Below are 23392 nucleotides of genomic sequence, written 5' to 3'. Positions count from 1 at the left end.
TGTCTAGTGGCAGGGGAAGCCGAGCAAATGCCGGGCGTCATGCACGAATTCGTGCACATACATGCCGCCGACGAGCGAGGTCGCGCCTTCTTCGGCGCCGACGAAATAGATCGCCAGCAGCAGCAGCAAGCCGACCAGGATCGCCCAAGGGACGATCTCGCCGACCGGAATGGCCGGGATCGAAACCGGTTCCGCCGCAGGATAAAAAGCCGTGTCGGACATGTCGCCTCCTGGGATTTCGCGTCCCGATCGATTGCGCATCGAAGAGAGGTCTGGCTCTCGGCTCGAACTTGCCGATTACAGCGGCGCGACCGCGCCGGATTTGCACCGGCTTCCCACTTCGTTGCAGTGCGGCCACCTTGAATGGACCCGCTCTACCTGTCAACGCGCCGAGCCATCAGCCGCCCGATATGGCGCAATCCCAGATAGACGCCTGTCGCAGCGACCGATGAAGCGCCGGTCAGCAGCACGAGCATCATGACGTCCCATCCAGGACGCGTGCGCATCGCGGCCGTGAAATCGAGCCTGTGCAGGCCTTGAAACAGCCAGCGATAGCCGCGATCCGCTGCGCCGAACGCCGCGACCGGTTCGCCGGACACCGGGTCGATGTAGAAGCGATCGCCGTTCGCGGCGATCAGCCGCAACACCGGCAAGCTTGGTCCCGTGCCGTCCTGGGCAAAGTGATAGTCGTCGCCGTCCGGCACAAGGCTCGGCCGCGCGGCGGGCGCATGCAAGATGGCGTGCGCGATGAATGCGATATCCGCTTGCGTAAGTGGCGCGCGTTGCCCTGCCGCGTCCAGCCGCCGGCGACGTCCGTCACGGCCCGTTGCGATCAGATAGAGCTTTCCGTTCAGCGGCGCCGACGCCAGCGAAACGATATCCGCGGCGCGCTCCGTGTTCGAAGCCGCGCGGAGCGCCGCTCCGATCCGGGCAAATGTCGCCGGCGGACCGCGCAGCGCACCGGTGTCGGGGCGGTTGTCACCTTCGAGAAGGCCCCAGGGATTCATGGAAAGAAGACCGCTTACGATCCAGCTCAGGAGGAACACGCCGAAGAGCAATCCGGGCAGGTGATGCCACAACGCGAATCCGCGATAGGGCGACCAACGCCCGACCCCACGCGCGACCCACCATTGCCGGATGCCGATATAGAGGCCCGTCGCGACCAGGAAGCTGCCAAGCAGGGACGTCCAGATAACCACCTGACCCCACAGCAGAGGATCGGCACGCAGCCGCGTGAAGTAGAGCCAATGCGGCACGGCGCCCAGATAGTTCCAGAAGCGCTGCGAGGCGGTGACGCGCTGCACGACCTTGCCGGTCGCACTGGAGACGTAGAGGCGGGTGCCGGCCTTGTCGTTCAGGCTGAACTTGTACAGCGGCCGGTCGTGGCGAAACCCGCCCGAGACGGTCCACTGGTCGCTGCCGATCGTTTCCAGCGTCATCCGGGTCGCCGCAAGCGAATTGCCCCGGGCGAAGCGCTCGGCGCTCGCGCGCGCGTCGGCCGGCGTGATGCCGCCGGCCTCGTGACCGGTGCGCAGATCGACCAGCGTCTTGCCGCCATAGAGCAACAGGCGGCCGTGGATCATCTCCACCGAGAAGGACGGCGGGCCGCCGCCGGACGGCACGATACAGCACTGGCCGAGGTCCAGCCGCTGGAGACCTGCCTGGCGCGCCGCCCCGGACAGCGAGGGGTACGGCACATACATCATCACGATGCCGGAAAGGCACCACATCAGCATCAGCAGACCGAGCCCGATGCCGATGTAGCGGTGGATGGCGAAAATCCACCGCAGAGCGATGCGCATGGCCGTACCGTCTCCCGCCGCCGCCTATTGAAGCGAGAATGTGTAGTTGAAATAGAGCGTGCGCGGCATGCCCCGATCGTGAACGACATACGAGTCGCCCGTCACATCGTCGGTACCGCGACCCAGATGTGCTGCGTAGGCTTCATCGAACGCGTTGTCGAGGTTGAGCCCGATCCGGTGCCGGTGCTCGTCGTCCAGGAACACCCGCGTGCCGATATCGAGCACCGTGTAGTCGCCGTATCCGATGCGCCCGACACCGCCGCCAATCGTGTCTTGCAGGTCGCCGACATGCTGCAGCGTCAGGCTGGCGCCGAACGGCAGGTCCTGCGGATGATAGTCGAGGCCGAGCTTGAACACGGTTTCCGGAATCCGATTGAACTGTGCCGAAGAGCCGGTCTCGCGCGCCGCGGCATAGGTGAAGTCGGCGGTGCCCGACAGGTCATCGCGGATCGGCGCGGAGGCATAGGCCTCGAATCCGCGCGTGATCACCTTGCCGTCGACATTGCCGAACACATCCTGGTCCGTCGCCGGATCGAAGGTGGCGTAGTCGATGAGATCCTTGATCTCGCGATAGAAGCCCGTGACGTGCCAGTCCACGGGCACACCCAGGTCGAAATGGCCGCCAACCGATCCGTTGAAGCCGATGCTGCGCTCGGGCCGCAGACCGGGGTTGCCCCTCTCGTCGTCGGGATCGTTGGCAAACAGCTCCTCCGCGGTCGGAAGCCGGAAGCTGGTGCCGGCCATGCCCTTCACATAGAGCATGTCCGAGACGTCGTATTGACCGCTGACATTCCAGACAAAAGCGGATTCGCCCACGCTGGGCATGTTGTAGCGGACGCCCACCGCCAGATGCGCGTTCGGGATCAGGTCGGCCGCCTCGATCTGCCCGAACACCGCGTGCGCCTCTTCCGATTGCGGGGCGATCACCAGCACCGCGTCGTTGCCGTTGTAGTTCTGATAGTCATATCCGACGACCGAGCTGAGCCCGGGCAGCAGGCCGATTTTCGCCATCGCGTTGACGCCGCGGTCGACATAGCCCCAGTGGTCATGATCGTCCTCGATGTCGAGACCGCCGGCCGGATCGTTGTCGAACTCGGTGTAGTGCGAAATCCACCAGTGATAGTAACCCTTGACGAACAGCTGCACATCGTCGCTGGGCGCGTAGTCGATCTTGGCCGTGACCAGATCCTCGCTGCGCTGGTTGAACGCCGTGTTGACGTCCTGTGGCGACGGATATTCGAGATGCGCGATGTTCTTCTCGTAGGACGCGGTGAACGTGAGATCGTCCGTCGCGGCAAACTGGTATTTGCCGCCGCCGCTGAACACGTGATAGCCCCGCATGCGCAACGTCTCGCTCGGCTGAAATTCGCCCTCGGGAATGGGACGGAAGCCGGGCGATATGTCCGCCGAGCCGTAGACCACGAACTTGCTGCGGCCGAAGCCGTCGCGGAAATAGCCATCGGCATGCGCGCCATAATTGGTGTCGCCGCCGATCGTGACGGCGCCGTCCGGCGTGCTGCTGAAGGACTTGGTGATGATGTTCACCGCGCCCGCCACCGCCTGGGTGCCGTAGAACAGGGACTCGCCGCCCTGGATGACCTCGATGCGCTCCACCATGCTGGCGGGGATGGAATCCAGCGGCGTCGTGCCGGCGTAAAGCCGGTTGTCGATGCGCACGCCGTCGACCAGCCACAGCACGTCCGCGGTGCGCGAGCCCAGCAGCGAGACGTCGACATAGTCGAAAGGACCGTGCTGGGACGAGATATAGAGGCCTGGCGCCTCGGCAGCCAGCGTCTGCGAGATATCGACATAGCTGCCGTTCTTGATGGCTTTCGCGGCGATCACGTCGACCTGCGTACCATTCCGCGAAAGGAGCTGGGGAATCTCGTTCTCCAGGCTGCCCGTCACCACGACGGTTTCGACCGCGTTCGCATCCGCCCCTAAAGCAGCGGTCAGAGGTAGGGCGGTCAGCCCGGCAAGCAAAGGCAAGAACAATTTGCGCATGACATTCTCCTGGTCGGGATCCAGGAGCCGGCACGCGGAAGCGTACGGTCTTCAAATGATGCAGAACTCAACCGAGGCCCCGCGACGACGACTCCAATATGTCGTCGCGACGGTTTCCCCCGCAGCCCCCAGCGCACCCCGGCCGGAAACAGGACGACGGCGCGAGGCAGGTCTCCTGGCTCCCGGGTCTTTGCGATCGCCCGCCTTCCCGAGACCCGTGTCCCAGTGGCATGTCGGACGATCGCTCGCCGGTTACAGTTGCGGGGGCAGCCGCGGTTTCGAACCGCGTTCCCTTTTGATCTCTTGCGAGAACCTTGCGCGTATTCCAGAACATATCGAAGATGCCGCCGCGGTCAATGCGGCGCGAACGATTGTCGAACGCCGACCTTGCATCGGTTGATCATGACCAGCCACCTCACTCTCATCTGTCACGCGGCGACTGCAGCCCAACGCCTTGGTGCCTTTCCGCGCGATGATGGGATCGAGCCCGGTCCGGCGAAGAATCTCGATGCGCTGCGATCAATCGCTACGACGGCCGGCACCGTGCTCTGCGCACCGGAGCGGCGAGCGCTGGAGACGGCCGGGCTGCTCGGTTTGCAGGTCGCCACCACGGATACGCTTCGCGACTGCGACCTGGGCAACTGGCGCGGGCGCCATTTGAAGGACATCCAGAGGGACGACCCCAATGGCACAGTGCTGTGGCTGTCGGAGCCCGGCGCCAAGCCGCACGGCGGCGAATCCTTGACGGAGCTTTTCGAACGTGTCGATGCCTGGCTGGAGACATTGCCCGCCGCGGGACACATAGTCGCTGTCACGCACGCGTCCGTCATGCGTGCCGCCGTCCTTCACGCTCTTCGCGCGCCCGCCGACGCCTTCTGGCGGCTGGACGTCGAGCCGCTTTCGACGATCGACATGCGCCACAACGGCCGCTTTTGGTCGTTGCGGTCGTTCGGCCGGTAGATCGCGGCAGCGGACCTCAGTGCGCGTTGTGCAGTTCGGCCGAGAGGCGCTCGACGGCAGCGGGATAGGAGGGGCCGCCGCAGACCGTCAGTGTGTCGGGAATGTAGAGACGACGCGGCTTGCCCTGGATTGCCGCAAGAGCCGGGTTGCTCAGCAACATCGCACCCCAGTCGCGGATATGGCTTTGATCGTTGGTGAAGATGATGTAGTTCGGCCGCGCCGCCACGATCGCTTCGAGATCGACATGCGCCAACTGCGCATCGTGGAGACGCCCCGCCAGGTTTTGCAGCCCGACTCTGCGCATCATCTCGTCCATCAGCGTATCGGTGCCGGTGACGTAACCCTGGCGCTGATAATACACGGCGACCGGCGGCGGATTGGACGGCAGCGGCCGCACTTTGGCCAGCCGCGCCCGCGTCGATGCGATCAGGGCCTCGCCGCGCGCGGGATAGCCCACCGCCCCGGCGATCAGCCGCGTCTGCTTCACGATATCGTCGAAGTTGCGCGCCACCGTCACATCCAGCGTCCTGAAGCCGAAGCGCTTCAACAACGCGCGCGTCTGAAGCCGGCGTGACGGGCTGCCCAGGATGAGATCGGGCTGCAGCGGCATGATGGCCTCGGCAGTGCTTTTCACGACGGGATAGCTCTGCGCCCGCGCGGCATAGAACGAGAGGGTTTTGTCGCGCGCGTAGTCGGACAGCCCCGCGATCTGCTCCTTATCGGCCAAGACCATCAGATATTGGTCCGCGCACATGTTGATCGAGACGATTCGGTGCGGACGGGCCAGCGCATTGCCGTCAAAGGCAATCGCCATGGCCATCAAGACGCCGGCAAAGCGCACGAATGCAGCGATTGAGATGGCCCGATCCTCGCGTTCTGCGCCGATCTTGCCTCCGGCTCCCGTTGACAGCAAGGTGGCGCCCGCATGCCCGACCCATCCAAATCCGCTCGCGATCACGGCGCCGTGCTGATCGGCGTGCTCGCCGTCCTGGCCTGCGCCGCCGGACTCGCATCCATTTCGTTCGGCAGCGCGCATATTCCGATCGCACATGTGGTCGGAGGTTTTTTCGGCCTGGCCGATCCGGTCACCAACGCCATCATCGGCGACATAAGGCTCCCGCGCGCGCTGCTCGGCCTCCTGGTCGGCGGGATTCTCGGCATGTCCGGCGCGGCGCTTCAGGGCTATCTGCGCAATCCGCTGGCGGAGCCGTCGACGCTGGGGCTCTCGAACAGCGCCGCACTTGGCGCCGCGATCGCGCTCTATTTCGGCTTTGCGGCGGACTATGAGTGGTCGCTGCCGCTGTTCGCCATTGTCGGAACGCTCATCGCGATGTTCGTCCTGATCGCCCTGTCGCGCGTGGCGGAAGGCGCGCTGGCCCTCATCCTCGGCGGCATCGCGGTCGGCACGCTGGCGGGCGCCGCGATCTCCCTGGCGTTGAATCTTTCCACCAATCCCTTCGCCGCCATGGAGCTGACCTTCTGGCTGCTCGGATCGGTCGAAGACCGCAGCATGCAGCATGTGCTCCTCGTGCTGCCGTTCGCGGCCTTGAGCGTCGCGTTGCTGATGTGGGACCGCAAGGCGCTGGACGCACTGACCCTCGGCGAGGAAGCGGCCCAGTCGCTCGGTTTCGATCTGCGGTTTGTCCAGCTGCGCCTGATGGTCGCCATTGCGCTCGGCGTCGGTGCGGCGGTCGCCGTCTGCGGCTCGATCGCCTTCGTCGGCCTTGTCGTTCCGCATGCGATGCGAACCTGGACGGGATCGCAGCCTTCGAAGCTCCTGCTGCCGTCGGCGCTCGCGGGCGCCATCCTCCTGACGGCGGCAGATATCCTGGTTCGGCTCATTCCGACGACAAACGAGCTGAAACTTGGCGTCGTCACCGCATTCCTGGGTGCGCCCTTCTTCCTGCACCTGCTGTTCAAGGCGCGCCGGACCTGGTGAGCGCGCTTGCGCGGCCGAGCGCGCTTGGCTAGCGTCCGTCCCGATGGTCCCCGCAAGGGGTCAAATGGGAATGCAGTGCGCGCCCACCTCGCGAGAGTTAAGCGCAAATCTGCGGCTGTACCCGCAACTGTCATTGGGGAGCCCCGTCGCCATAGCCACTGAAGCGCAAGCTTTGGGAAGGCGCGACACGGGCCGCGATCCAAGAGCCAGGAGACCTGCCATCGAAGTCGCCCGTCCTTCGGCCGGTGTTTTGCCGAAAGAGCGGTCCTCCGTAGAGGCGACATGTTGAGCGGACGGGGGCTTCGTCGTCTCCACCGCCGGTGTTGGTCCGGGCGTTCGTGCCCACGGTTGGAGACGTTTCATGAACTTGCGCAGCTTTGGCGCACGGGCAGCATTTCTGGCTGCTGCCGTGCTTTGCATGACGATGCCGGCATTCGCCGACAGCGAATTGCCGGAAACCGTCGTGGTCAGCGCCACGCGCACGCCGACCGATCTGTCGAAGATCGGCTCGTCGATCTCCGTGATCACCGCGAAGGACATACAGGATCAGCAGACCGTCTTCGTGACGGACGTCCTGCAAACCATACCCGGCGTCGTGGTCACCCAAGCCGGTCCGCGCGGCGAGGACTCGAACGTCCAATTGCGCGGCGCGCCGAACGAAGGCACGTTCGTCCTGATCGACGGCGTTGAAGTCTCTGATCCGAGCCGAACCCAGACGGCGTTCGATTTCTCGCAGCTAACGACACAGGGCATCGACCGCATCGAGATTTTGCGTGGCTCGCAGAGCGTTCTGTACGGCGGCGATGCCGTCGGCGGCGTTATCAGCATCACGACGAAGCGGGGATCGGGCGATCTCGACGGCCTCGTCTATGGCGAGGGTGGCAGCTACGGCACCTACCTGTTCGGCGGCAGCGCACGCGGCGGGCTGGACGGCGACCGCATCGGCTACAACGTCAATGTTCAATATCTCGGGACTGACGGTTTCTCGGCCGCGGACAGCAACCAGCCGGGCAACACCGAAGCCGATCGCTATCACAACATTTCGACCAATGGGCGATTCGACTATGCGGTGAGCGACGACGTCGATCTCAAGGCGGTCTATCGCTATGCGGGCGGGTTGGTGAACTACGATGCCTGCGGCGGCCCGTTCTGCGACCAGAGCAATATCGGAGATCATTTCCATCAATACTCCGGTCGCGTGTCTTCGGAATTCCGGCTGTTCGACGGCAGGTTCACCGGCGAAGTCGGCGCCGCCTTCGCGCGCGACGACCGCACCAATTTCGACAATGGCGGCTCGGACTACTTCGATATCGGCGAGCGCGAACAGTTCGACTTCAAGGGCGCCGTGAACTTCGACCCGGACAACATCCTGGTCTTCGGCGCGGAGACCAAGCGCGACTTCTCGCACACCGACTCCGACCCGAAAACCGAATCGAACCGCAACACCGGTTACTACGCCGAGTATCAGACCGGCTTGTTCGACGCGTTGTACGCGACCCTGGGCGTCCGTCTGGACGACAATGAGCGCTTCGGCGCCTTCACGACCTATCGTGGAACGTTGGCCTACGACATTGCTTCCACACACACCAAGCTCAAGGGCAGCTATTCGACCGGCTTCCGCGCCCCCAGCCTGTTCGAGCTTTTCGGCGTCTGCTGCGGCGATCCGATGCTGGGAAATCCCGCGCTCAAGCCGCAGACCAGCCGAAGCTGGGATGTCGGCGTGGAGCAACAACTGCTCGATGACGAGCTCAAGCTCGGCGTGACCTATTTCCGGCTCGATGCCAGCAACATCATCCAGTTCGGCGGCGCGTTCGGCACGTCGGAGCCCAACTACTTCAATGTCCCCGGCACGAGCATATCGGACGGCATCGAAACGTCCCTCGACTGGCGTCCGTCGGCGCAGCTCTCGTTCGACGTCGCCTACACCTACAACAATGCGGAAGACGCCACCGGAACGAGGCTGACCGAAAGGCCGCGCCACCTGCTCAACCTGAACGCCAACTACGCATTCCTGGACGACCGCGCGAACGCCAATCTCGATCTGCGCTATGTGAGCGACACGGCAGACAGCGATTTCAGCGCGTTCCCATCGACGACGGTCAATCTCGGAAGCTATGTCGTGGTCAATCTTGGCCTCAGCTATCGCCTGTTCGAGCAGACCGAGATATACGGCCGTGTCGAAAACCTCTTTGACCAGAAGTACGAAACGGAGTTCGGCTATGGCACGGCCGGCCAGAGCTTCTATTTCGGCGTCCGGCAGAAAGTCTGAGGCGGAAGGCCATGACCGACCTGAAGGTCGACGATCTCAAGGTTTGCCTGGGCGGGAAGACGATCCTGGACGGCATCAAACTCGACCTGTCGTCGGGTGGGCTGGTCGGCTTGATCGGGCCCAACGGCGCGGGAAAATCGACGTTGGTGCGGACGCTGGCTTGCCTGATAGCGCCGGAGCGAGGAACCATTGCGTTGGACGGCGTCGACATCGCGACGATCGACCGGCGCACGCTCGCGCGAAAGGTGGCCTATCTTCCACAAGGGCACACACTGCACTGGCCGCTGCGTGCCGATCACGTGGTGGCGCTGGGCCGGTTGCCGCACCTCTCCAGATTTGCGTCCGCGTCGGAAGATGACGCGCGCGCCGTCGCGAGCGCCATGCGCCGTGCCGACGTCGCGCCCTTTGCCGACCGCATCGTCACCACCTTGTCCGGGGGGGAACGAGCGCGGATCATGATCGCGCGGGCATTGGCAGTGGAGGCCCCCGTGCTGCTCGCCGACGAACCCGTGGCGTCGCTCGATCCCTATCACCAATTGCATGTCATGGAGCTGCTGCGCGATCTCGCGCGGGATGGGAAGCTGGTCATTGCCGTGCTTCACGACCTGCTTCTGGCGGCGCGTTTCTGCGACATGCTCGTCATGCTGAACGGTGGGCGGCTGGTCGCGGAGGGCGATGCGGCGACGGTGCTGTCTCCGGCGAACCTGGATCGGACCTACGGCGTCGAGGGTGTATACGGCCGCGAGCAGGACGAACAATTCGTTCTGGCCTGGCGCCGGCTTCTGCGAGCGGAAGCCACGGAGCGCCACGCCCATGCTTAGGAAGACCGAAGCCCGAGCCAGCATCGTCGTCTGCAGCACCTGCCGGTTCTCGCAAGACGCGCGCGAAGACGCGGACGGCCGTCGTGGCGGTGCTCTGCTCGTGCAAGAGCTGAAACGCGTAGCCGGCGACGTCGTGATCGAGGAAATGGCCTGCCTGTTCGGCTGCTCGCGTCATTGCACGATTCACCTAAGGGCGCCCGGCAAGATCGGCTATGTCCTCGGCGATTTCCGGCCGCGTGCGAGCGACGCAGAGGCCATCCTCGCCTTCTTCCGTCTCTACCGGGAGAGCGAATTCGGCGTGGTGCCATACGCGCAATGGCCCGAAGGCGTGAAGGGGCATTTCCTCGTTCGCTTTCCGCCGCAAGGCTACACGGCGCAACCCGATGACTGAGACCCGCCCCGCTCCGCCCGTCCTGCCGCACGGGGGATCCGGCTGCGATTTCCTCGACGCCTACTATCCCAACGCGCCTCAGCCCTGGCTCGATCTCTCCACGGGCATCAATCCATGGCCGTACCCGCACCAGCCGGTCAGCGATGCCGCTTGGCACAGGCTCCCATCGCCCAGCCTCAATCGCGAATGCGCGGAGGCGACGGCAAGCTATCTCGGCGTCGCGCCGCAGAACATCGCGCTTCTTCCGGGATCGCAGTCGGCCATCTCGCTTCTGCCGACGCTCTTCAAGCCCACATCGGTCTCCATCCTGGATCCGACATACGGCGAGCACCGGCCCTCCTGGGAGCTCGCTGGACATAAGGTGCGCGATGTAGACGCCGACTTGATTGCGGCAGAGGACACGGACATCCTCCTGCTCACAAATCCAAACAACCCGAATGGCCGTTTCTGGACAGGGGACGAAATCCAACGCCTCGCGGCGGCGCGATCGCGCAAAGGCCAATGGCTGATCGTCGACGAAGCTTTCGCCGACGTGATGCCGTCGACGAGTGCGGCGGCGCTCTGTGCCCGGAATCGAACGATCGTGCTGCGATCCTTCGGCAAGTTCTTCGGCCTGGCTGGATTGCGGCTTGGTGTGGTTGTCGCCCAAGAGACATTCGCGCGGCGCCTGGAGGCGCTCATCGGTCCATGGGCGGTCTCAGGTCCGGCACTCGAGGTCGGCGCACGGGCCTATCGCGATGTCGCTTGGCACACCGATACGCGCGAGCGGCTCGCGAGCGCCGCATCCCGCCTGAAAGGCCTTTTGACACGGCACGGCCTGACCTATGTCGGCGGCACGGACCTCTTTCTCCTATTCGGGCATCCGCGCGCGGCAGAACTTTTTCACGCGCTCTGCACGCACGGCCTCTATGTTCGGCGGTTCGCGGCCCATCCGAACTGGCTGCGCTTCGGCCTGCTGCCCGACGATGCCGCGCATGCCAGACTGGATGCCGCATTGTTGGCTTGGACGGCCCCGGCATGACCGCGCGCGTCCTCATGTGCCAGGGTACAGGATCCGACGTGGGCAAATCGGTCCTCGTCGCCGGGCTTTGCCGCCTGTTCCGCAATCGCGGGTTCAAGGTGGCGCCGTTCAAGCCGCAGAACATGTCCAACAATTCCGCGGTGACCGAGGACGGCGGCGAGATCGGGCGCGCGCAAGCCTTGCAGTCGCGTGCGGCGGGGCTGAACCCCAGCATCCACATGAACCCGGTCCTGCTGAAGCCGGAGGCCGATCACACATCGCAACTCGTCCTGCAGGGCCGCGTCGCCGGGCGCTTGAACGCCCGCAACTGGCACGACAAGCGCGAGCGGCTGCTGCCCGCCATCGGCGAGAGCTTCACGCATATGGCGGAGAGCTGCGATCTGCTGATCGTGGAGGGCGCCGGCAGCGCGGCGGAAACCAACCTGCGCGCCAGCGACGTGGCCAATATGGGCTTTGCCGAGGCCTTCGGCGTCCCCGTCGTCCTGATCGGCGATATCGACCGCGGTGGCGTCATCGCAAGCCTCGTGGGCACGCATCAGGTATTGGCCCCGCCGGATCGCGCGCGCATCCGCGGCTTCCTGGTCAACAAGTTTCGCGGCGATATCTCGCTCTTCGCGCCGGGAATGCAGGATGTTACCCGTCATACCGGCTGGACTTCGCTGGGCATCGTCCCCTGGCTGACGGCCGCCGCGCGGCTTCCGGCGGAAGATGCCGTGCCGCTGCAAGGCGGCTCGCGTAGCCACGCGGACGCCAAAATCCGCATCGCGGTGCCGATGCTGGCGCACATCGCCAATTTCGACGATCTCGATCCCTTGCGGGCCGAACCCGGCGTCTCCGTCGCGTTCGTCCCGCCGGGTCAGCCCATTCCCATGGGCGTCGATGCCATCATCCTGCCCGGCACGAAGTCGACGCTGAGCGATCTGGCGATGCTGCGCGAACAGGGCTGGGACATCGACATCCGCGCCAACGCAAGGGCCGGCGCGCGCATCCTGGGCTTGTGCGGCGGGTATCAGATGCTGGGCCGGGCCGTGCGCGATCCCGGTGGGTCGGATGGCGCCGTCGCGGAAGCACCCGGTCTCGCGTTGCTCGACGCTGAAACGGAGATGGCGGCAGAGAAAGCCGTGCGCCGGTGCACGGGACGAGCACCAGGCTATGATGCAGACGTGGAGGGCTACGAAATCCACATGGGCCGGACCACGGGCGCCGATTGCGCCCGACCCATGGTGCAAATCGAAGGCCGCGACGACGGCGCCGTATCGGCCGACGGCCGCATCGAAGGCACCTATCTTCATGGGCTGTTCGGTTCAGATGCGTTTCGGCGGGCCTGGCTCACATCCATCGACCCGCGACTGTCAAAACCCTTTGCCTTCGATGCGTCCGTCGATGCCGCGCTGGACGAGATCGCGGCCGTCCTGGCTGATACGTTGGATATCGAGACCTTGTTGTCGTTTGCCGAGCACCCCGGATGGTCGCCCACAACCTGATCGTCATGTCCGCCGCGCTGGCGCTGGACGCCTGCATCGGCGATCCGGCATGGCTTTACAAGCGCATACCCCATCCCGTGGCGTGGATGGGGAACCTGCTGGTGCTGCTGGACCGTGCCCTCAACCGGCGGCCGGCGTCACCGGGCTTCGGCATCGTGGCCGGCGCGCTCACCCTCATGGTTCTGTTGGCGCTGTCTGGAGCCGTGGCTTGGGCACTCGATCATGTCTTGTCACGCTCCTGGACAGGCATGGCCGTCTTGGCGCTGCTCGCCAGCACACTTCTGGCGCAGCGAAGCCTCTACGACCACGCCCATGCCGTAGCCATGCCGTTACGGGCCGACGATATCGAGGGCGCGCGGACCGCGCTCGGCCAGATCGTCGGGCGCGACGTCCGAAGCCTCGATCACAGCGCGATCTGCCGCGCCGCCATCGAAAGCCTTTTCGAGAATCTCTCCGATGGCGTGGTGGCGCCACTGTTCTGGGGTTGCCTCTTGGGCTTTCCGGGACTGGTTCTCTACAAGGCCATCAACACGGCCGACTCGATGATAGGACACAGAACGCCGAAGCATCTCTATTTCGGCCGCGTCTCCGCGCGTATCGATGACCTGGTCAATCTGGTACCGGCGCGCCTCACCGGACTGCTCGTCGCGCTCGCCGGGATGTCGGCAAGGGCCTTGCGCGTGATGGCCACCGAAGCGCGCCATCACAGGTCCCCGAATGCGGGCTGGCCGGAAGCCGCGATCGCCGGCGTTCTCGATATCCGCCTGTCGGGACCGCGTGCCTATCACGGCGAGATAACGAACGAACCGTGGATCCACGGCGAAGGCAGCCTGCCCCTTGTCGCGGACCTGGACCGGGGCTTGCAGATCATGCTGCGCGCCTGTGCCATCCTGTTCGTTCTCGTGCTGGCCGCGGCGCTTTATTTCAGTTTCAACGGAAGGCCGGCGACCATCAGCTCGACATGGCTGACCGCCGTCGCCATCGATTGATTGAGGCGGCCCTGGGCATCGCGAAAGGACCGCGCGAGCGCATTGTCCGGCACGATGCCAAGTCCGACTTCGTTCGAGATGAATACCGTCGTCGCGGCCAGCCCGAAGACCGTCTCGATCAGGCATCGAGTCTCGTCTTCGACGGACCGGCCCGCCTCGAGCAGGTTGGAAAGCCACAGCGTCAGGCAGTCGACCATGATGCCGCGCGCGGGGCCGTCGGCAGCTCGCAGCGTTGCGGCCAAGTCCAGCGGCGCCTCCACCGTCGACCATGACGGTCCGCGTTCGGCGCGATGCAGCGCGATGCGCCGGCGCATCTCGTCATCGCGCGCTTCCGCAGTCGCGATATAGGTGCTGCGCGCAAACGCACCCGCGATGCCAAGCCCCCGACGGGTTTTGCCCGACCGCGCGCCGCCGAAAATGAGCCAGCTCGTGCCCATCACATCCATCCCGCACTTGCCGCAACGAGCGCGGCCGCTTCCCCGATCAGCGCACAGGCGCCCAGGACGTCGCCGGTGAATCCTCCGAGCTGCCGATGAGCCACACCGGTAACAAGCAACGACGCCAACAGTACGCCGAGGATCACGGGCGCGGCTTGCCAGCGAAGAACTGGCACAGCAATCGCCAGAGCGCCCAAGGCGGCAACCAGCGCGGCGATGGCGGGTGGCGACGCCGCTTGGACCCCCAATCCGTCTGGACGCGCCGGCGCCAGCAGGCGCAACGGAACGACAATGCCAGCCCGCGACAGCGCCCCTGCGGCGATCCAGACCGTCATGACGGTCGCCGGCGCCGCGAGGGTCGCGAGCGCCGCCCAGCGCACAAGAAACGACAGAATGAGTGCCGTGGCGCCGTAGGTGCCTATGCGGCTGTCGCGCATGACTTCGAGCTTGTGGGCGCGGTCACGGCCGCCGCCTATTCCGTCAAAGAAGTCTGCCAAGCCGTCTTCGTGAAAACTGCCCGTAACCAGGACATTGACGACCAGAGCGAGGGCCGCACAAAGCAGCGGTGATAGCCGAGCCAGCGCCGCGACCTGGAAGGCCAGGCCGGAAACCGCACCTACGACTGCCCCCGCGAGCGGATATGTCCAGACGGAGCGGCGCAGCGTCGCGCCGGACCGCAACGGCCACCGGCCCATCGGCAATCGCGTCAGCGTCGTCATGCCCAACCGGATGTCGTCCAGGCGCGCGGGAAGAAAGGCGGTCATAAGGCTTACCGGGCGTCCTTGTTCGACACGCCGGCCTGGGCGAACGTCGCCATGCCATTGTGCGTCGCGACGGCGGCCCGGACAACCGCGGTGGCGAGCGCCGCGCCGCTGCCTTCACCCAGCCGCATGCCGAGATCGAGCAAGGGCGTGAGGCCGAATATCTCCAACAACCGCGTATGCCCCCGCTCGGCGGAGCGATGGCCGGCCAGGCAGTGCTCCAAGATCTTCGGATTCGCGGCGAAGAGCGGCGCGACGGCGGCGCAGGCGACAAATCCGTCCAGGACCACCGGGATGCGATGACGCCGGGCGGCACAAACCGCGCCGGCGATGGCGCAGAGCTCGCGGCCGCCGACATGCCGGAAGATGTCCATTGCCGAACGAGACTCGGCATCCAACCGGGCAATGGCGCGATCGATGATTTGCGCCTTGCGCGCGACGCCGGCCGCGTCCAGTCCCGTTCCGGCACCCGCCCAATCCGCGCCGGAACCGCCAAGCGCGGCAGCACAAAGCGCTGCGGCGACGGTCGTATTGCCGATTCCCATCTCGCCGACCACGACGATGTCCGCGTTCTTGTCGACCGCGCTCGCGCCGGCGTTCAAGGCGGCCAGGACGTCCTCCCCGGTCATCGCCTCTTCGACACTGAGATCGCCCGTGAGCCGCTCCAATTCGAGGGGATGGACCGAAAGCCGTAGGCCGAATTCCCTGGCGAGCGTGCTGATGGCGGCGCCGCCATTGCGAAAATTCTCAACCATCTGCGCGGTGACATCCGATGGGTAGGGAGAAATGCCCTGCCGCGTTACGCCGTGGTTTCCAGCAAACAGGACGACTTGAATATTTTCGGCCTTGATGGACGGCTTCTGCCAGCCGGACAGGAATATCGCGATGTCTTCCAGGCGACCCAGCGAACCGGGCGGTTTGGTGAGCTGTTGCTGCCGCGCCGATGCTTCCGCTCGGGCGCCGCCATCGGCCTCGGACAGCCTATCGAGGAATGCTGCCAATGAACTCGAAGTGTCGAACATCATTTACTATCCTTCTCCGGCACCGAACCGGCTCCAATCGTGGCGGCGGCGCGCCATTGCGCCATGCTATCAGGCGTCGCAGCGAGTTTGGCGATCGTCGACGATCGCACCGATCATCATTGCGGATATATCTTTGATCTCATAAACTTACCTTCGGGCGACTCGGCAACTCCCAGCGCCGCAGGCCTCGTCGAAGGTTCCGGAGACCGAATGCCTAGGCGCGCCGCCGAGATCAAGCTTGCAACGCTTGAACATGACACCTTGCAAGGCCGCGCTTATGACGAGCTGCGCAATGCCCTGATGACGGGCACGATGCTGCCCGGGCATGTGCTGTCCTACCGCAGCCTGGCGAAGGCCTTGGGCACCAGTCCCATGCCGGTGCGGGACGCCGTGAGGCGCCTGATCACCGAACGCGCGCTCGAGGCCCGGCCCAATCGAACCATCGCCGTCCCGAAGCTGACCCGCGAACAGGTCGAGGAGATCTACAAGATCCGCATCACGCTCGAGGGGCTCGCCGCGGAGGAAGCTGCGAAGGCCATCACCGATGGCGACATCGCGGAATTGCGGGCATTCGAAGAGGCCATGGAAGCCGCGCAGCGCACCGGCAATGTGCGCAAATATGTCGACCAGAACTGGCGGTTCCACTTCAAGATCTACGGGCTGGCACGGATGCCGCAGCTCACGGAGCTGATCGAGTCGCTGTGGCTCCAGATCGGGCCGATGATCAACAGGCAGCTTGCCGCGTTCGACCATCACCAGGCCGCGATCAAGGCGCTGGTGCGCCGCGACGGCGCGGCGACCCGCGCCGCCGTCGTCATGGACCTCACCGAAGCGCGCAACAACCTGCTGCGCCGGATGGAGGCGGAAGCGACCGAGCCGGCCGCGCCCCGCCGCGCTGCGACCCGCCGCGCCTGAACCTGCTTCTTTCCGGCGCATGCCGTCCGCGTTGAACGGCACTTGCCGACGTGATATGTGAGATCACAGATCACATATCTATACAGGCGGGACGTGGTTTCAGCCAGACGCAGGCGCGTGGGGATCATCGGCTATGGCGGCGTCGGCCGGCTCCACTGCGAAGCCTATGCGAAATCCGTCCTGACGGAGATCGTCGCCATCGCGGAGCCCGATCCGGAGCGGCGCGCCCTCGCGGCGGCGGCCCTCCCCGTTCCCGTCTATGCCGATGCCGAAGAGATGCTGCGCCAAACGCGGCTGGATATCGCCTGCGTCCTCGCGCCCGCCGCATTGCATCTCGCGCTCGTGAGGTTGTGCGCCAGGGCCGGCGTCCATGTGCTGTGCGAGAAGCCGCTCGCGACCACGGTGGAGGACGCCGCCGAGATCAGCCGGGTCTGTGCCGCCGCCGGCGTCGCGCTGTTCTACGGCTCGTCCTATCGCTTCCTCGCACCGGTGCGCGAAGCGCGCGCACGCATCGCGGCCGGTGCGATCGGCGACGTCACCATGATCCGCGAGCAGGAGATCGGCGGTGCGGGCATCGAGGCCCGCGTGACGCTGCCGCCGGCGCACTATCCCGCCGGCACGCCGGGCGGCAGTCCGATGGGCCTGGTCGATCACGGCATCCATCTGCTCGATGTGCTGCCCTGGCTGCTGCAAAGCCCGATCGCCAGCGTGTTCGGTCGGGGAAACCTCTCCGGCGCTGCGCTGCGGCCGGAATATGCGGTACTCACCTTCGCCAATGGCTGCACGGCATCGCTGCTCTACGACGAGGCGACATTCCACACCGACCTGCCGGCGGAAGGCGCGTTCAGCTGGGGATCGTCGTGGGATGCGAGCGGCTATCGACCCGGCGGCGGCTGGGTGCCGCATCCGGGCGCCATCCACCTCCACGGCACCAGAGGCGCCTTGCGGGTCTTTCACTACGCCAACACGCTGATCCAGTTCGATGCTGACGGACCGCGCCAGATCGCGCTCAGCGGCCCGGCGGCGCCGTACCATTTCGCCGCGCAGATCGACGCTTTCGCGCAAGACCTCAATGACGGCGCTCCGGCGCGTGTCTCGGCGGGCGACGCGATGCGTGCCTTGCAGGTGCTTGCCGCCATCTACCGCAGCGCCCGCGAACGCCGCGTGATCGATCTCTGAGAAGACGAAGGGCGGCACGGACCTTCCCGCGCCGCCCTTTCGGTTCAGTAGCTGGCCGACAGCGTCAGGCCGAAGGTCCGCGGCTGGATCGGGATGGCCTCGAACGGCACGTTCTGTCCGGCGACCGCCCGGAGCGCACCGCCGCTGTAATAGGCGCGGGTGTCGGAGACGTTTCGTATGTAGGCGTTCAGCGAATATTTGTCCCACACCAAGCCGGCGCGCAGATCGGCGGTGGTGTAGTCGGGCAGCGTGCGCAACGGATTGAGCGCATTCTGCGACTGACCGACGTCCCGGTCGCTGGAATATTTCAGGCTGATGCCGAGATCTGCACCGAGCGAGTCGGAGATCGTCCAGCCGTAGTCGATATCGCCCGCGAGGTCCCAGACCGGCACCGCCGGCAGCCTGTCGCCCTTGGCGTAGCCCGCGACGAGGGCATCGGTCGTCAGATGCGCGTCGGTATAGGAGCCCCGCGCGCCGAAGCGCCAGTGCTCGTCGGGGGTATAGCCGATATTGAGCTCCGCGCCGCGGCTCACCGCGCCGCCGCCGTTGGATTCGACGTTGAAGCCGGCGATCAGCGTGGGAAGCTGGATGTCCTTCCAGTCGACATAGAACAGGTCGGCATCGATCGAGAGCGTGTTGTCGAGCCACAGGCCCTTTGTGCCGACCTCGTAGTTCGTGACCGTGTCGGAGTCGTAGCTCGACGGCACGCTGGCGGCGAGCGCGCTCGGCGTCAGGTTGGTGGGGCCGCCCGGACGGTAGCCGCTCGCGACGCGGGCATAGACCATCTTGTTCTCGCCATAGGTCCACTTGCCCGAGACGCTGTAGGTCAGCACGCTCTCGCTCGAATTGCGCGCCGGTCCCGGCGGCGGATAGGTCTCAGGCGTCGTCGGATGGGCCGGATCGATCAGCAGGCCCGTCGCCGTCGTAACGGAATACTGGTCGTTCTGCGCCCAGCGCAGGCCGCCGGAGAGCTCGACATCGTCCAATATGGAATAGCGCACGTCGCCGAACACGGCCTTCTCCTCATACGTCGCGTGCGAGAACGCCGTCGAGAGGGGACCGAACACCGACGGCATCAGCACGAAGGTCGCTGGATTGTAGGCGTCGACTCCGGTCGCGATGTCGAGTGTCTCGCTGGTGTAGAAGCCGCCGATCCGCCAGTTGAACCGCCCGCTGCCGTCCGATTCCAGGCGAAGCTCCTGGCTGAACTTGTTCGAGCGGAAATCCTGCGGCGCCAGCACATCCGCGGCGGGCAGCGCACCGCCGGAATAGAGCGCGGTGATAAAGCCGTAGGCCGGCGTGACGTCGAACGAGAAGGCCGACCGGATCATGCCGTAGCCGGTCGCCGAGACCAGCGACACACCGCCCAGATCCCACTTCGCCGTACCGGAGAACAGCTGGTATTTGTTGTGGAAGAAGTCCGGCGCGACCCGGCCGTTGGTGAGATCGCCGTGGATCGGCTGCAGCGTGTTGGGATCGAGATCGACCTCGCCGGTCGCTTCCGCCGTCGTGTCCTGGAAGAAGGCGTTGACGCGGATCTCGACATTGCTCGCCGGATAGAAGCCGAGCGAGATGCGGCCGCCCGCCGAATGGTCCGTGTTGACGTTGCTGCGATGATCGACCGGATCGTCGATGTAGCCCGGATCGTCGCGATAGAAGCCCGAGGCGCGGACCGCGAGCACGTCGTCGATCAGCGGGATGTTGACCGCGCCGCGCACGTCGCCGCCGCCGGCGCCGTCGTCGACGTCCTTGAAGCCGGCGCTCAGCGAGGCGCTGAAGGCGTTCGGATCCGGCGCGTTGGTCACGTATTTGATCAGGCCGCCCAGCGTGCTGGCGCCGTAGAGCGTGCCCTGGGGACCCTTCAGGATTTCGATGCGCGAAATGTCGGCAGGGTCGAGGTCCGGCTGCAGGCTGCTCGAGCCCGACGGGCTGGAGGTGCCGAAGGGCACGTCGTCGACCACGATGCCGACGGTGGGACTGGTCTGCTGCGAGCCGGACGTGATGCCGCGCAGGATGATCTGGTTGAAGCCCGTCGCGCCGCGCGACGCGACCGACAAGCCGGGCACGGTGCTGGTGAGATCGACCAGCGAGGAGAAGTCGCGCTCTTTGAGCTGGTCGGCACTGACGACGGCGATGGCGCTCGGCACGTTCAGAACGGTGTCGGGGCGCTTCTCGGCGGTCACCACGACCGTCTCGATGCCGCCCGGCGCCGCCGCCGCATCGGCCGCCCAGGCCTGCCCGAGGCCGCAGGCAACCAGCGCGGTGGATGCCAGCGCCAAGGCTCTCAAATCCGGCTTACGCCCGGTACGCAGTGTGGTCATTGGAATTCGCCCCTCTCCGATTATGTGATCTGATATCACAGTGTAACAAGCGGCGCAACATTCCATGTCGGATCGGTTAAGGCGTCGGATTGCCGGGGGATCGGCTAGGTGGCCGGCCAGGCACGCCGCAATGAGGCCTGTGGGTCGAACGCGATTTCGTCGTTCTCGCCATAGAGCTTGGTGGCGCGATTCCGCGTGCCGTAGCCAGCCCAATCGCAACGCCCGGTGCGCGCGAAACCCGCCAGGTCCCGCCGCATACGGCGCGACAGCGCGAGCTCGGCCCGCGAGGGATCGCGGCCGAACAGGAAGGGCTGCAGCGGGGATGCCGCCATGGTGCCGAACCAGAACGGCAGATCGGTCGCGTGGGTGCTCACCCCGCCCGCCGCCTGCGAGGGCGCGGGCAGCGTGAACTGGTACATCCAGGTGGGCGCGCGCTGTGCCTCGGCGACGCGGATCGCGGGCAAGCGGTAGTAGCGGTCGCTGCGGATATGACCGGCGATCTGGGCATCGTCGTGTCCGGGAAAGTAATGCGTATAGGCCTGCCAGATTCGTTGCGCCCTATCCTCACCATAAGCCGCGGCGAGCGACCGGAGCGCAGCCTCGCGCGCGTGCATCGCGTCGAGCCATCCGATCGCGGCGCGGAACGGCGTGTAACCGAGCTCGTCCGCCGTCGTGCCGATCAGCATGGGCAGCGGCGCGATGCGCCCCGCCAGCGCCATCCGGAACGGATCCTCCGCCAACACGACGCCGTCGAGGCGCGGGCCGAAAACGATCCCCTCTTCGATCTGCCGGCCCGCAGCGTTCTGCCGGCTTTCGAGCAGCGCCTGTTGGGCGGCGAGAAGCCGGTCCAGCGGCAGGGCCTGCAGCGCCGCCACATCGGTTTCGGCCACGCCGGCGAAGGCGCAGAACGCCCGCGCCAGCGCCGCCTGCTCGGCCGGCGGCGAGGCGGTGAATTCGCTGCCGCTCTGCGGCGCCGCTTTATGGAAGAGGCCCGCCGCCTGCGGCGCCGTCATCAACGCGACGATCGACCAGCCGCCGGCGGAATAGCCGAACAGGGTCACGTTGCGCGGATCGCCGCCGAACCGCGCAATGTTCGCCCGAACCCATTGCAGCGCCGCGACCTGATCGAGCAGACCGAGATTGCTCGGCCCCTGCCCGCCGGGGCGGAACGGCGGAAAGCCGAGCACACCGAGACGATAATTCACCGTCACGACCACGACGTCCTCGTCGCGCGCGAGTTGCGAGCCGTCCTGCGTCGCGCCCGAGCCGGTGCCGGAGACGAAGGCGCCGGCATGGAGATAGACCAGGACGGGCCGCCGGCCGCGATCGGCACTGGGCGTGAAGACGTTGAGGTTCAGGCAGTCTTCGGATGCGGGCGGCAGTCTCGAGAGACCGAGCTCCGGTGCGTTCTGCGGCGCGATCGGTCCGGCAGCCTCGGCCATGCGCACGCCTTCCCACGCCGCGGGCGGCCGCGGCGGTTGGAAGCGGTTGGCACCGGCGGTGGAGGCCGCGAAGGGAATGCCGCGAAACACCAGGATTCCGCGGTCATCCGGCGCGCCGCGCACCTTTCCGCAAACGGTGCGGACAACCGGCTCGCGTGGCCCGAACACACCCATCGCTCAAGGTGCCGGCAGCGCGCCGATCTCGATCTCGGCATTGCGCTGGAGGAGAAGCTGGCCCGAATTCTCCGCCGCCTGCTTGCGCGAGATCGGGAAATTCCAGATCAGCCAGGCGCTGATCAGCTGGAACGGCAGCGCACCATAGATCGTCAGCACCCGCAGCAGCTGCAGCGAGAAAGGCGTGTTGGTCCCCGTCGCGGAAAATCCCGCGAATTCGAGAAGCGGAAACACCACGATGAAGGGAAGCGCCGCGGCGAATTGGGTCACGATGTTGTTCGCAGAGATATAGGTCCCCGCCCGCTCGCGGCCGCTCACCAGCGAGCCGTAGTCGATGGCCGTGGCCTGGATCGCCGAGGCGAGCACCAGCGTGCCGGAGAACAACACCGCGCCGATCGCCTGGATGATGAGATAGGCGCCCGCGGCGCCCGGCGGCAGCCAGGAATAGGCACCGGCCCGGAACAACGAGGCGAGGACGATGGAGATCGCGATGACCTTGTGCAACTCGATCCGCTTCGACAGCCAGACCCAGAGCGGCGCCGCTGCGACGGTCATGACACCCTGGACCAGCAGCGCGACGCCGAAGACCTGTTCGATCCGGAGAATCTTCGAGAGGAAGAACAGGTTCAGCGCCTGATCGGTGAAGATCGCGAAATTGATCACCGCATAAGCGACAGCGAGGCGGCCGAAGGCGCGGTTGCGGATCAGCGCGTCCCAGAAATCGCGCATGATCTCAAGCAGGCTGAACCGCGGCACGACCTCCTGCGGCGGAACCTTGTCGGGCACGACGAACAGCAGCGCCGCCAGCGCAGGCGGCGTCAGCACGACCAGCGTGCCCAGGATGATCAGCATGGTCTCGCGGCTCGCCGCCGCAAAGCCGAACGCCTTGGCGGCCAGCGGACAAAGGCCAGCGAACACCAGCGCCGCCATCATCACCGCTTCGCGCAGGCCCAGCATGCGGGCGCGGCCGTACGGCGTCGCCGGCACCTCGGCGCCGAGCGCGTAGTATGGGATCATGACCAGGCTCGACCCCGTGTAGAAGACGAAGAGCGCGATGCCGAGATAAAGCGCCGAGCCATGCGTCACAGGCGGCGCGAAGACGAGCCACAGTCCTACGGCCAGCAGCGGCATACCCGCGATCATCCAGGGCTTGCGGCGGCCAAACCGCGTCTGCGTGCGATCCGAAAGTACGCCGAGGATCGGATTGAGGATCAGGTCGTAGATCCGGAACGCCCCGACCACGCCGCCCACCACGGCGAGCGAAACGCCCATGACCTGCGAATAGAAGGCAGGCAGCAGCAGGCTGAAGGGCGGGATCATCAGCCCGGCGGGCAGCGCATAGCCGGCATAGCCGATCGTGATGCCCCAGCCGGGCTTCACCGTCGCCACCGCGTCCTCCTGCGGATCGTCCGCCATGCAACACCTATTGTGATTTGTGATATCAGTGCACGCGCGCGCCGG

General features: G+C 65.8%; 20 protein-coding genes and 3 riboswitches. Of the genes, 10 read left to right on the top strand and 10 right to left on the bottom strand.

Annotated features, from left to right (window positions below; all coding sequences use genetic code 11):
* Positions 1 to 3: 3 nt before the first annotated feature.
* From WDM91_23365 to WDM91_23355, 3 genes are all read right to left on the bottom strand, one after another.
* Positions 4 to 222: a CbtB-domain containing protein gene (locus tag WDM91_23365; GenBank protein ID MEI9997554.1), complete on the bottom strand. Its 219-nt coding sequence runs from the start codon at positions 220 to 222 to the stop codon at positions 4 to 6.
* Positions 223 to 247: 25 nt separating this feature from the next.
* Positions 248 to 377, bottom strand: a riboswitch (cobalamin riboswitch).
* On the bottom strand, positions 375 to 1802 hold the full coding sequence (locus WDM91_23360) for a PepSY domain-containing protein (GenBank protein ID MEI9997553.1): 1428 nt from the start codon (positions 1800 to 1802) through the stop codon (positions 375 to 377). It overlaps the preceding riboswitch by 3 nt.
* 24 nt (positions 1803 to 1826) lie before the next feature.
* Positions 1827 to 3806 carry a TonB-dependent receptor gene (locus WDM91_23355; GenBank protein MEI9997552.1) on the bottom strand — a complete coding sequence of 660 codons (1980 nt, stop codon included), beginning with the start codon at positions 3804 to 3806 and terminating at the stop codon, positions 1827 to 1829.
* A gap of 147 nt (positions 3807 to 3953) precedes the next feature.
* Positions 3954 to 4138, bottom strand: a riboswitch (cobalamin riboswitch).
* A 70-nt stretch (positions 4139 to 4208) separates the two neighbouring features.
* Here WDM91_23355 and WDM91_23350 point away from each other — a divergent pair.
* On the top strand, positions 4209 to 4766 hold the full coding sequence (locus WDM91_23350; protein MEI9997551.1) for a histidine phosphatase family protein: 558 nt from the start codon (positions 4209 to 4211) through the stop codon (positions 4764 to 4766).
* A 16-nt stretch (positions 4767 to 4782) separates the two neighbouring features.
* Here the strand turns inward: WDM91_23350 and WDM91_23345 are convergent, their stop codons facing one another.
* Positions 4783 to 5724 carry an ABC transporter substrate-binding protein gene (locus WDM91_23345; protein ID MEI9997550.1) on the bottom strand — a complete coding sequence of 314 codons (942 nt, stop codon included), beginning with the start codon at positions 5722 to 5724 and terminating at the stop codon, positions 4783 to 4785.
* Here WDM91_23345 and WDM91_23340 point away from each other — a divergent pair.
* From WDM91_23340 to cbiB, 7 genes are all read left to right on the top strand, one after another.
* Entirely contained in the window at positions 5692 to 6705 is a 1014-nt protein-coding gene (locus WDM91_23340; protein MEI9997549.1) for an iron ABC transporter permease, read from the top strand. The genes WDM91_23345 and WDM91_23340 overlap by 33 nt on opposite strands.
* Positions 6706 to 6732: 27 nt before the next feature.
* A riboswitch (cobalamin riboswitch) is annotated at positions 6733 to 6943 on the top strand.
* 180 nt (positions 6944 to 7123) lie between these two features.
* Positions 7124 to 8974 carry a TonB-dependent receptor gene (locus WDM91_23335; GenBank protein MEI9997548.1) on the top strand — a complete coding sequence of 617 codons (1851 nt, stop codon included), beginning with the start codon at positions 7124 to 7126 and terminating at the stop codon, positions 8972 to 8974.
* An 11-nt stretch (positions 8975 to 8985) separates the two neighbouring features.
* Positions 8986 to 9795: an ABC transporter ATP-binding protein gene (locus WDM91_23330; protein MEI9997547.1), complete on the top strand. Its 810-nt coding sequence runs from the start codon at positions 8986 to 8988 to the stop codon at positions 9793 to 9795.
* Positions 9788 to 10186 (top strand): DUF1636 domain-containing protein, encoded by a 399-nt coding sequence (locus WDM91_23325; GenBank protein ID MEI9997546.1) that lies wholly within the window; start codon positions 9788 to 9790, stop codon positions 10184 to 10186. The genes WDM91_23330 and WDM91_23325 overlap by 8 nt, the downstream gene beginning before the upstream one ends.
* Entirely contained in the window at positions 10179 to 11207 is a 1029-nt protein-coding gene (cobD, locus tag WDM91_23320; GenBank protein MEI9997545.1) for a threonine-phosphate decarboxylase CobD, read from the top strand. The genes WDM91_23325 and cobD overlap by 8 nt, the downstream gene beginning before the upstream one ends.
* Positions 11204 to 12691, top strand: coding sequence for a cobyric acid synthase (locus WDM91_23315; GenBank protein ID MEI9997544.1), 1488 nt, complete (start codon positions 11204 to 11206; stop codon positions 12689 to 12691). The genes cobD and WDM91_23315 overlap by 4 nt, the downstream gene beginning before the upstream one ends.
* Entirely contained in the window at positions 12673 to 13680 is a 1008-nt protein-coding gene (cbiB, locus tag WDM91_23310; GenBank protein MEI9997543.1) for an adenosylcobinamide-phosphate synthase CbiB, read from the top strand. The genes WDM91_23315 and cbiB overlap by 19 nt, the downstream gene beginning before the upstream one ends.
* Here the strand turns inward: cbiB and cobU are convergent.
* From cobU to cobT, 3 genes are read right to left on the bottom strand one after another with little or no spacing between them, the layout of a single operon-like run.
* Positions 13611 to 14117, bottom strand: coding sequence for a bifunctional adenosylcobinamide kinase/adenosylcobinamide-phosphate guanylyltransferase (cobU, locus tag WDM91_23305; GenBank protein MEI9997542.1), 507 nt, complete (start codon positions 14115 to 14117; stop codon positions 13611 to 13613). The genes cbiB and cobU overlap by 70 nt on opposite strands.
* A complete protein-coding gene (cobS, locus tag WDM91_23300; protein MEI9997541.1) occupies positions 14117 to 14881 on the bottom strand; it encodes an adenosylcobinamide-GDP ribazoletransferase in 765 nt (254 codons plus the stop codon). Before cobS ends, cobU begins: the two co-directional genes overlap by 1 nt.
* 5 nt (positions 14882 to 14886) lie before the next feature.
* Positions 14887 to 15903 (bottom strand): nicotinate-nucleotide--dimethylbenzimidazole phosphoribosyltransferase, encoded by a 1017-nt coding sequence (cobT, locus tag WDM91_23295; protein ID MEI9997540.1) that lies wholly within the window; start codon positions 15901 to 15903, stop codon positions 14887 to 14889.
* A gap of 207 nt (positions 15904 to 16110) precedes the next feature.
* On the opposite strand from cobT, the gene WDM91_23290 reads away from it, so the two are divergent.
* Positions 16111 to 16815 carry a GntR family transcriptional regulator gene (locus tag WDM91_23290; protein ID MEI9997539.1) on the top strand — a complete coding sequence of 235 codons (705 nt, stop codon included), beginning with the start codon at positions 16111 to 16113 and terminating at the stop codon, positions 16813 to 16815.
* A gap of 117 nt (positions 16816 to 16932) precedes the next feature.
* Positions 16933 to 17994 (top strand): Gfo/Idh/MocA family oxidoreductase, encoded by a 1062-nt coding sequence (locus tag WDM91_23285; GenBank protein MEI9997538.1) that lies wholly within the window; start codon positions 16933 to 16935, stop codon positions 17992 to 17994.
* A gap of 44 nt (positions 17995 to 18038) precedes the next feature.
* On the opposite strand, the gene WDM91_23280 is transcribed toward WDM91_23285, so the two are convergent.
* From WDM91_23280 to WDM91_23270, 3 genes are all read right to left on the bottom strand, one after another.
* Positions 18039 to 20315: a TonB-dependent receptor gene (locus WDM91_23280; protein ID MEI9997537.1), complete on the bottom strand. Its 2277-nt coding sequence runs from the start codon at positions 20313 to 20315 to the stop codon at positions 18039 to 18041.
* 104 nt (positions 20316 to 20419) lie between these two features.
* Complete coding sequence (locus WDM91_23275; GenBank protein ID MEI9997536.1) at positions 20420 to 21931, bottom strand: carboxylesterase family protein; 1512 nt, start codon at positions 21929 to 21931, stop codon at positions 20420 to 20422.
* Between the two features lie 3 nt (positions 21932 to 21934).
* On the bottom strand, positions 21935 to 23347 hold the full coding sequence (locus WDM91_23270; GenBank protein ID MEI9997535.1) for an MFS transporter: 1413 nt from the start codon (positions 23345 to 23347) through the stop codon (positions 21935 to 21937).
* Between the last annotated feature and the right edge of the window lie 45 nt (positions 23348 to 23392).

The sequence above is a fragment of the Rhizomicrobium sp. genome, assembly GCA_037200385.1.
GTDB lineage: Bacteria > Pseudomonadota > Alphaproteobacteria > Micropepsales > Micropepsaceae > Rhizomicrobium.
This window is presented reverse-complemented; position numbering and strand designations above follow the sequence as displayed.

What these genes read in the sequence shown, in the direction of transcription:
- WDM91_23280 (MEI9997537.1), bottom strand. Translation starts at nt 20,315, where the DNA reads ATGACCACACTGCGTACCGGGCGTAAGCCGGATTTGAGAGCCTTGGCG.
- cobT (MEI9997540.1), bottom strand. Translation starts at nt 15,903, where the DNA reads ATGATGTTCGACACTTCGAGTTCATTGGCAGCATTCCTCGATAGGCTG.
- WDM91_23290 (MEI9997539.1), top strand. Translation starts at nt 16,111, where the DNA reads ATGCCTAGGCGCGCCGCCGAGATCAAGCTTGCAACGCTTGAACATGAC.
- cbiB (MEI9997543.1), top strand. Translation starts at nt 12,673, where the DNA reads ATGGTCGCCCACAACCTGATCGTCATGTCCGCCGCGCTGGCGCTGGAC.
- cobD (MEI9997545.1), top strand. Translation starts at nt 10,179, where the DNA reads ATGACTGAGACCCGCCCCGCTCCGCCCGTCCTGCCGCACGGGGGATCC.
- WDM91_23360 (MEI9997553.1), bottom strand. Translation starts at nt 1,802, where the DNA reads ATGCGCATCGCTCTGCGGTGGATTTTCGCCATCCACCGCTACATCGGC.
- cobS (MEI9997541.1), bottom strand. Translation starts at nt 14,881, where the DNA reads ATGACCGCCTTTCTTCCCGCGCGCCTGGACGACATCCGGTTGGGCATG.
- cobU (MEI9997542.1), bottom strand. Translation starts at nt 14,117, where the DNA reads ATGGGCACGAGCTGGCTCATTTTCGGCGGCGCGCGGTCGGGCAAAACC.
- WDM91_23350 (MEI9997551.1), top strand. Translation starts at nt 4,209, where the DNA reads ATGACCAGCCACCTCACTCTCATCTGTCACGCGGCGACTGCAGCCCAA.
- WDM91_23275 (MEI9997536.1), bottom strand. Translation starts at nt 21,931, where the DNA reads ATGGGTGTGTTCGGGCCACGCGAGCCGGTTGTCCGCACCGTTTGCGGA.
- WDM91_23335 (MEI9997548.1), top strand. Translation starts at nt 7,124, where the DNA reads ATGACGATGCCGGCATTCGCCGACAGCGAATTGCCGGAAACCGTCGTG.
- WDM91_23340 (MEI9997549.1), top strand. Translation starts at nt 5,692, where the DNA reads ATGCCCGACCCATCCAAATCCGCTCGCGATCACGGCGCCGTGCTGATC.
- WDM91_23325 (MEI9997546.1), top strand. Translation starts at nt 9,788, where the DNA reads ATGCTTAGGAAGACCGAAGCCCGAGCCAGCATCGTCGTCTGCAGCACC.
- WDM91_23270 (MEI9997535.1), bottom strand. Translation starts at nt 23,347, where the DNA reads ATGGCGGACGATCCGCAGGAGGACGCGGTGGCGACGGTGAAGCCCGGC.
- WDM91_23365 (MEI9997554.1), bottom strand. Translation starts at nt 222, where the DNA reads ATGTCCGACACGGCTTTTTATCCTGCGGCGGAACCGGTTTCGATCCCG.
- WDM91_23355 (MEI9997552.1), bottom strand. Translation starts at nt 3,806, where the DNA reads ATGCGCAAATTGTTCTTGCCTTTGCTTGCCGGGCTGACCGCCCTACCT.
- WDM91_23315 (MEI9997544.1), top strand. Translation starts at nt 11,204, where the DNA reads ATGACCGCGCGCGTCCTCATGTGCCAGGGTACAGGATCCGACGTGGGC.
- WDM91_23330 (MEI9997547.1), top strand. Translation starts at nt 8,986, where the DNA reads ATGACCGACCTGAAGGTCGACGATCTCAAGGTTTGCCTGGGCGGGAAG.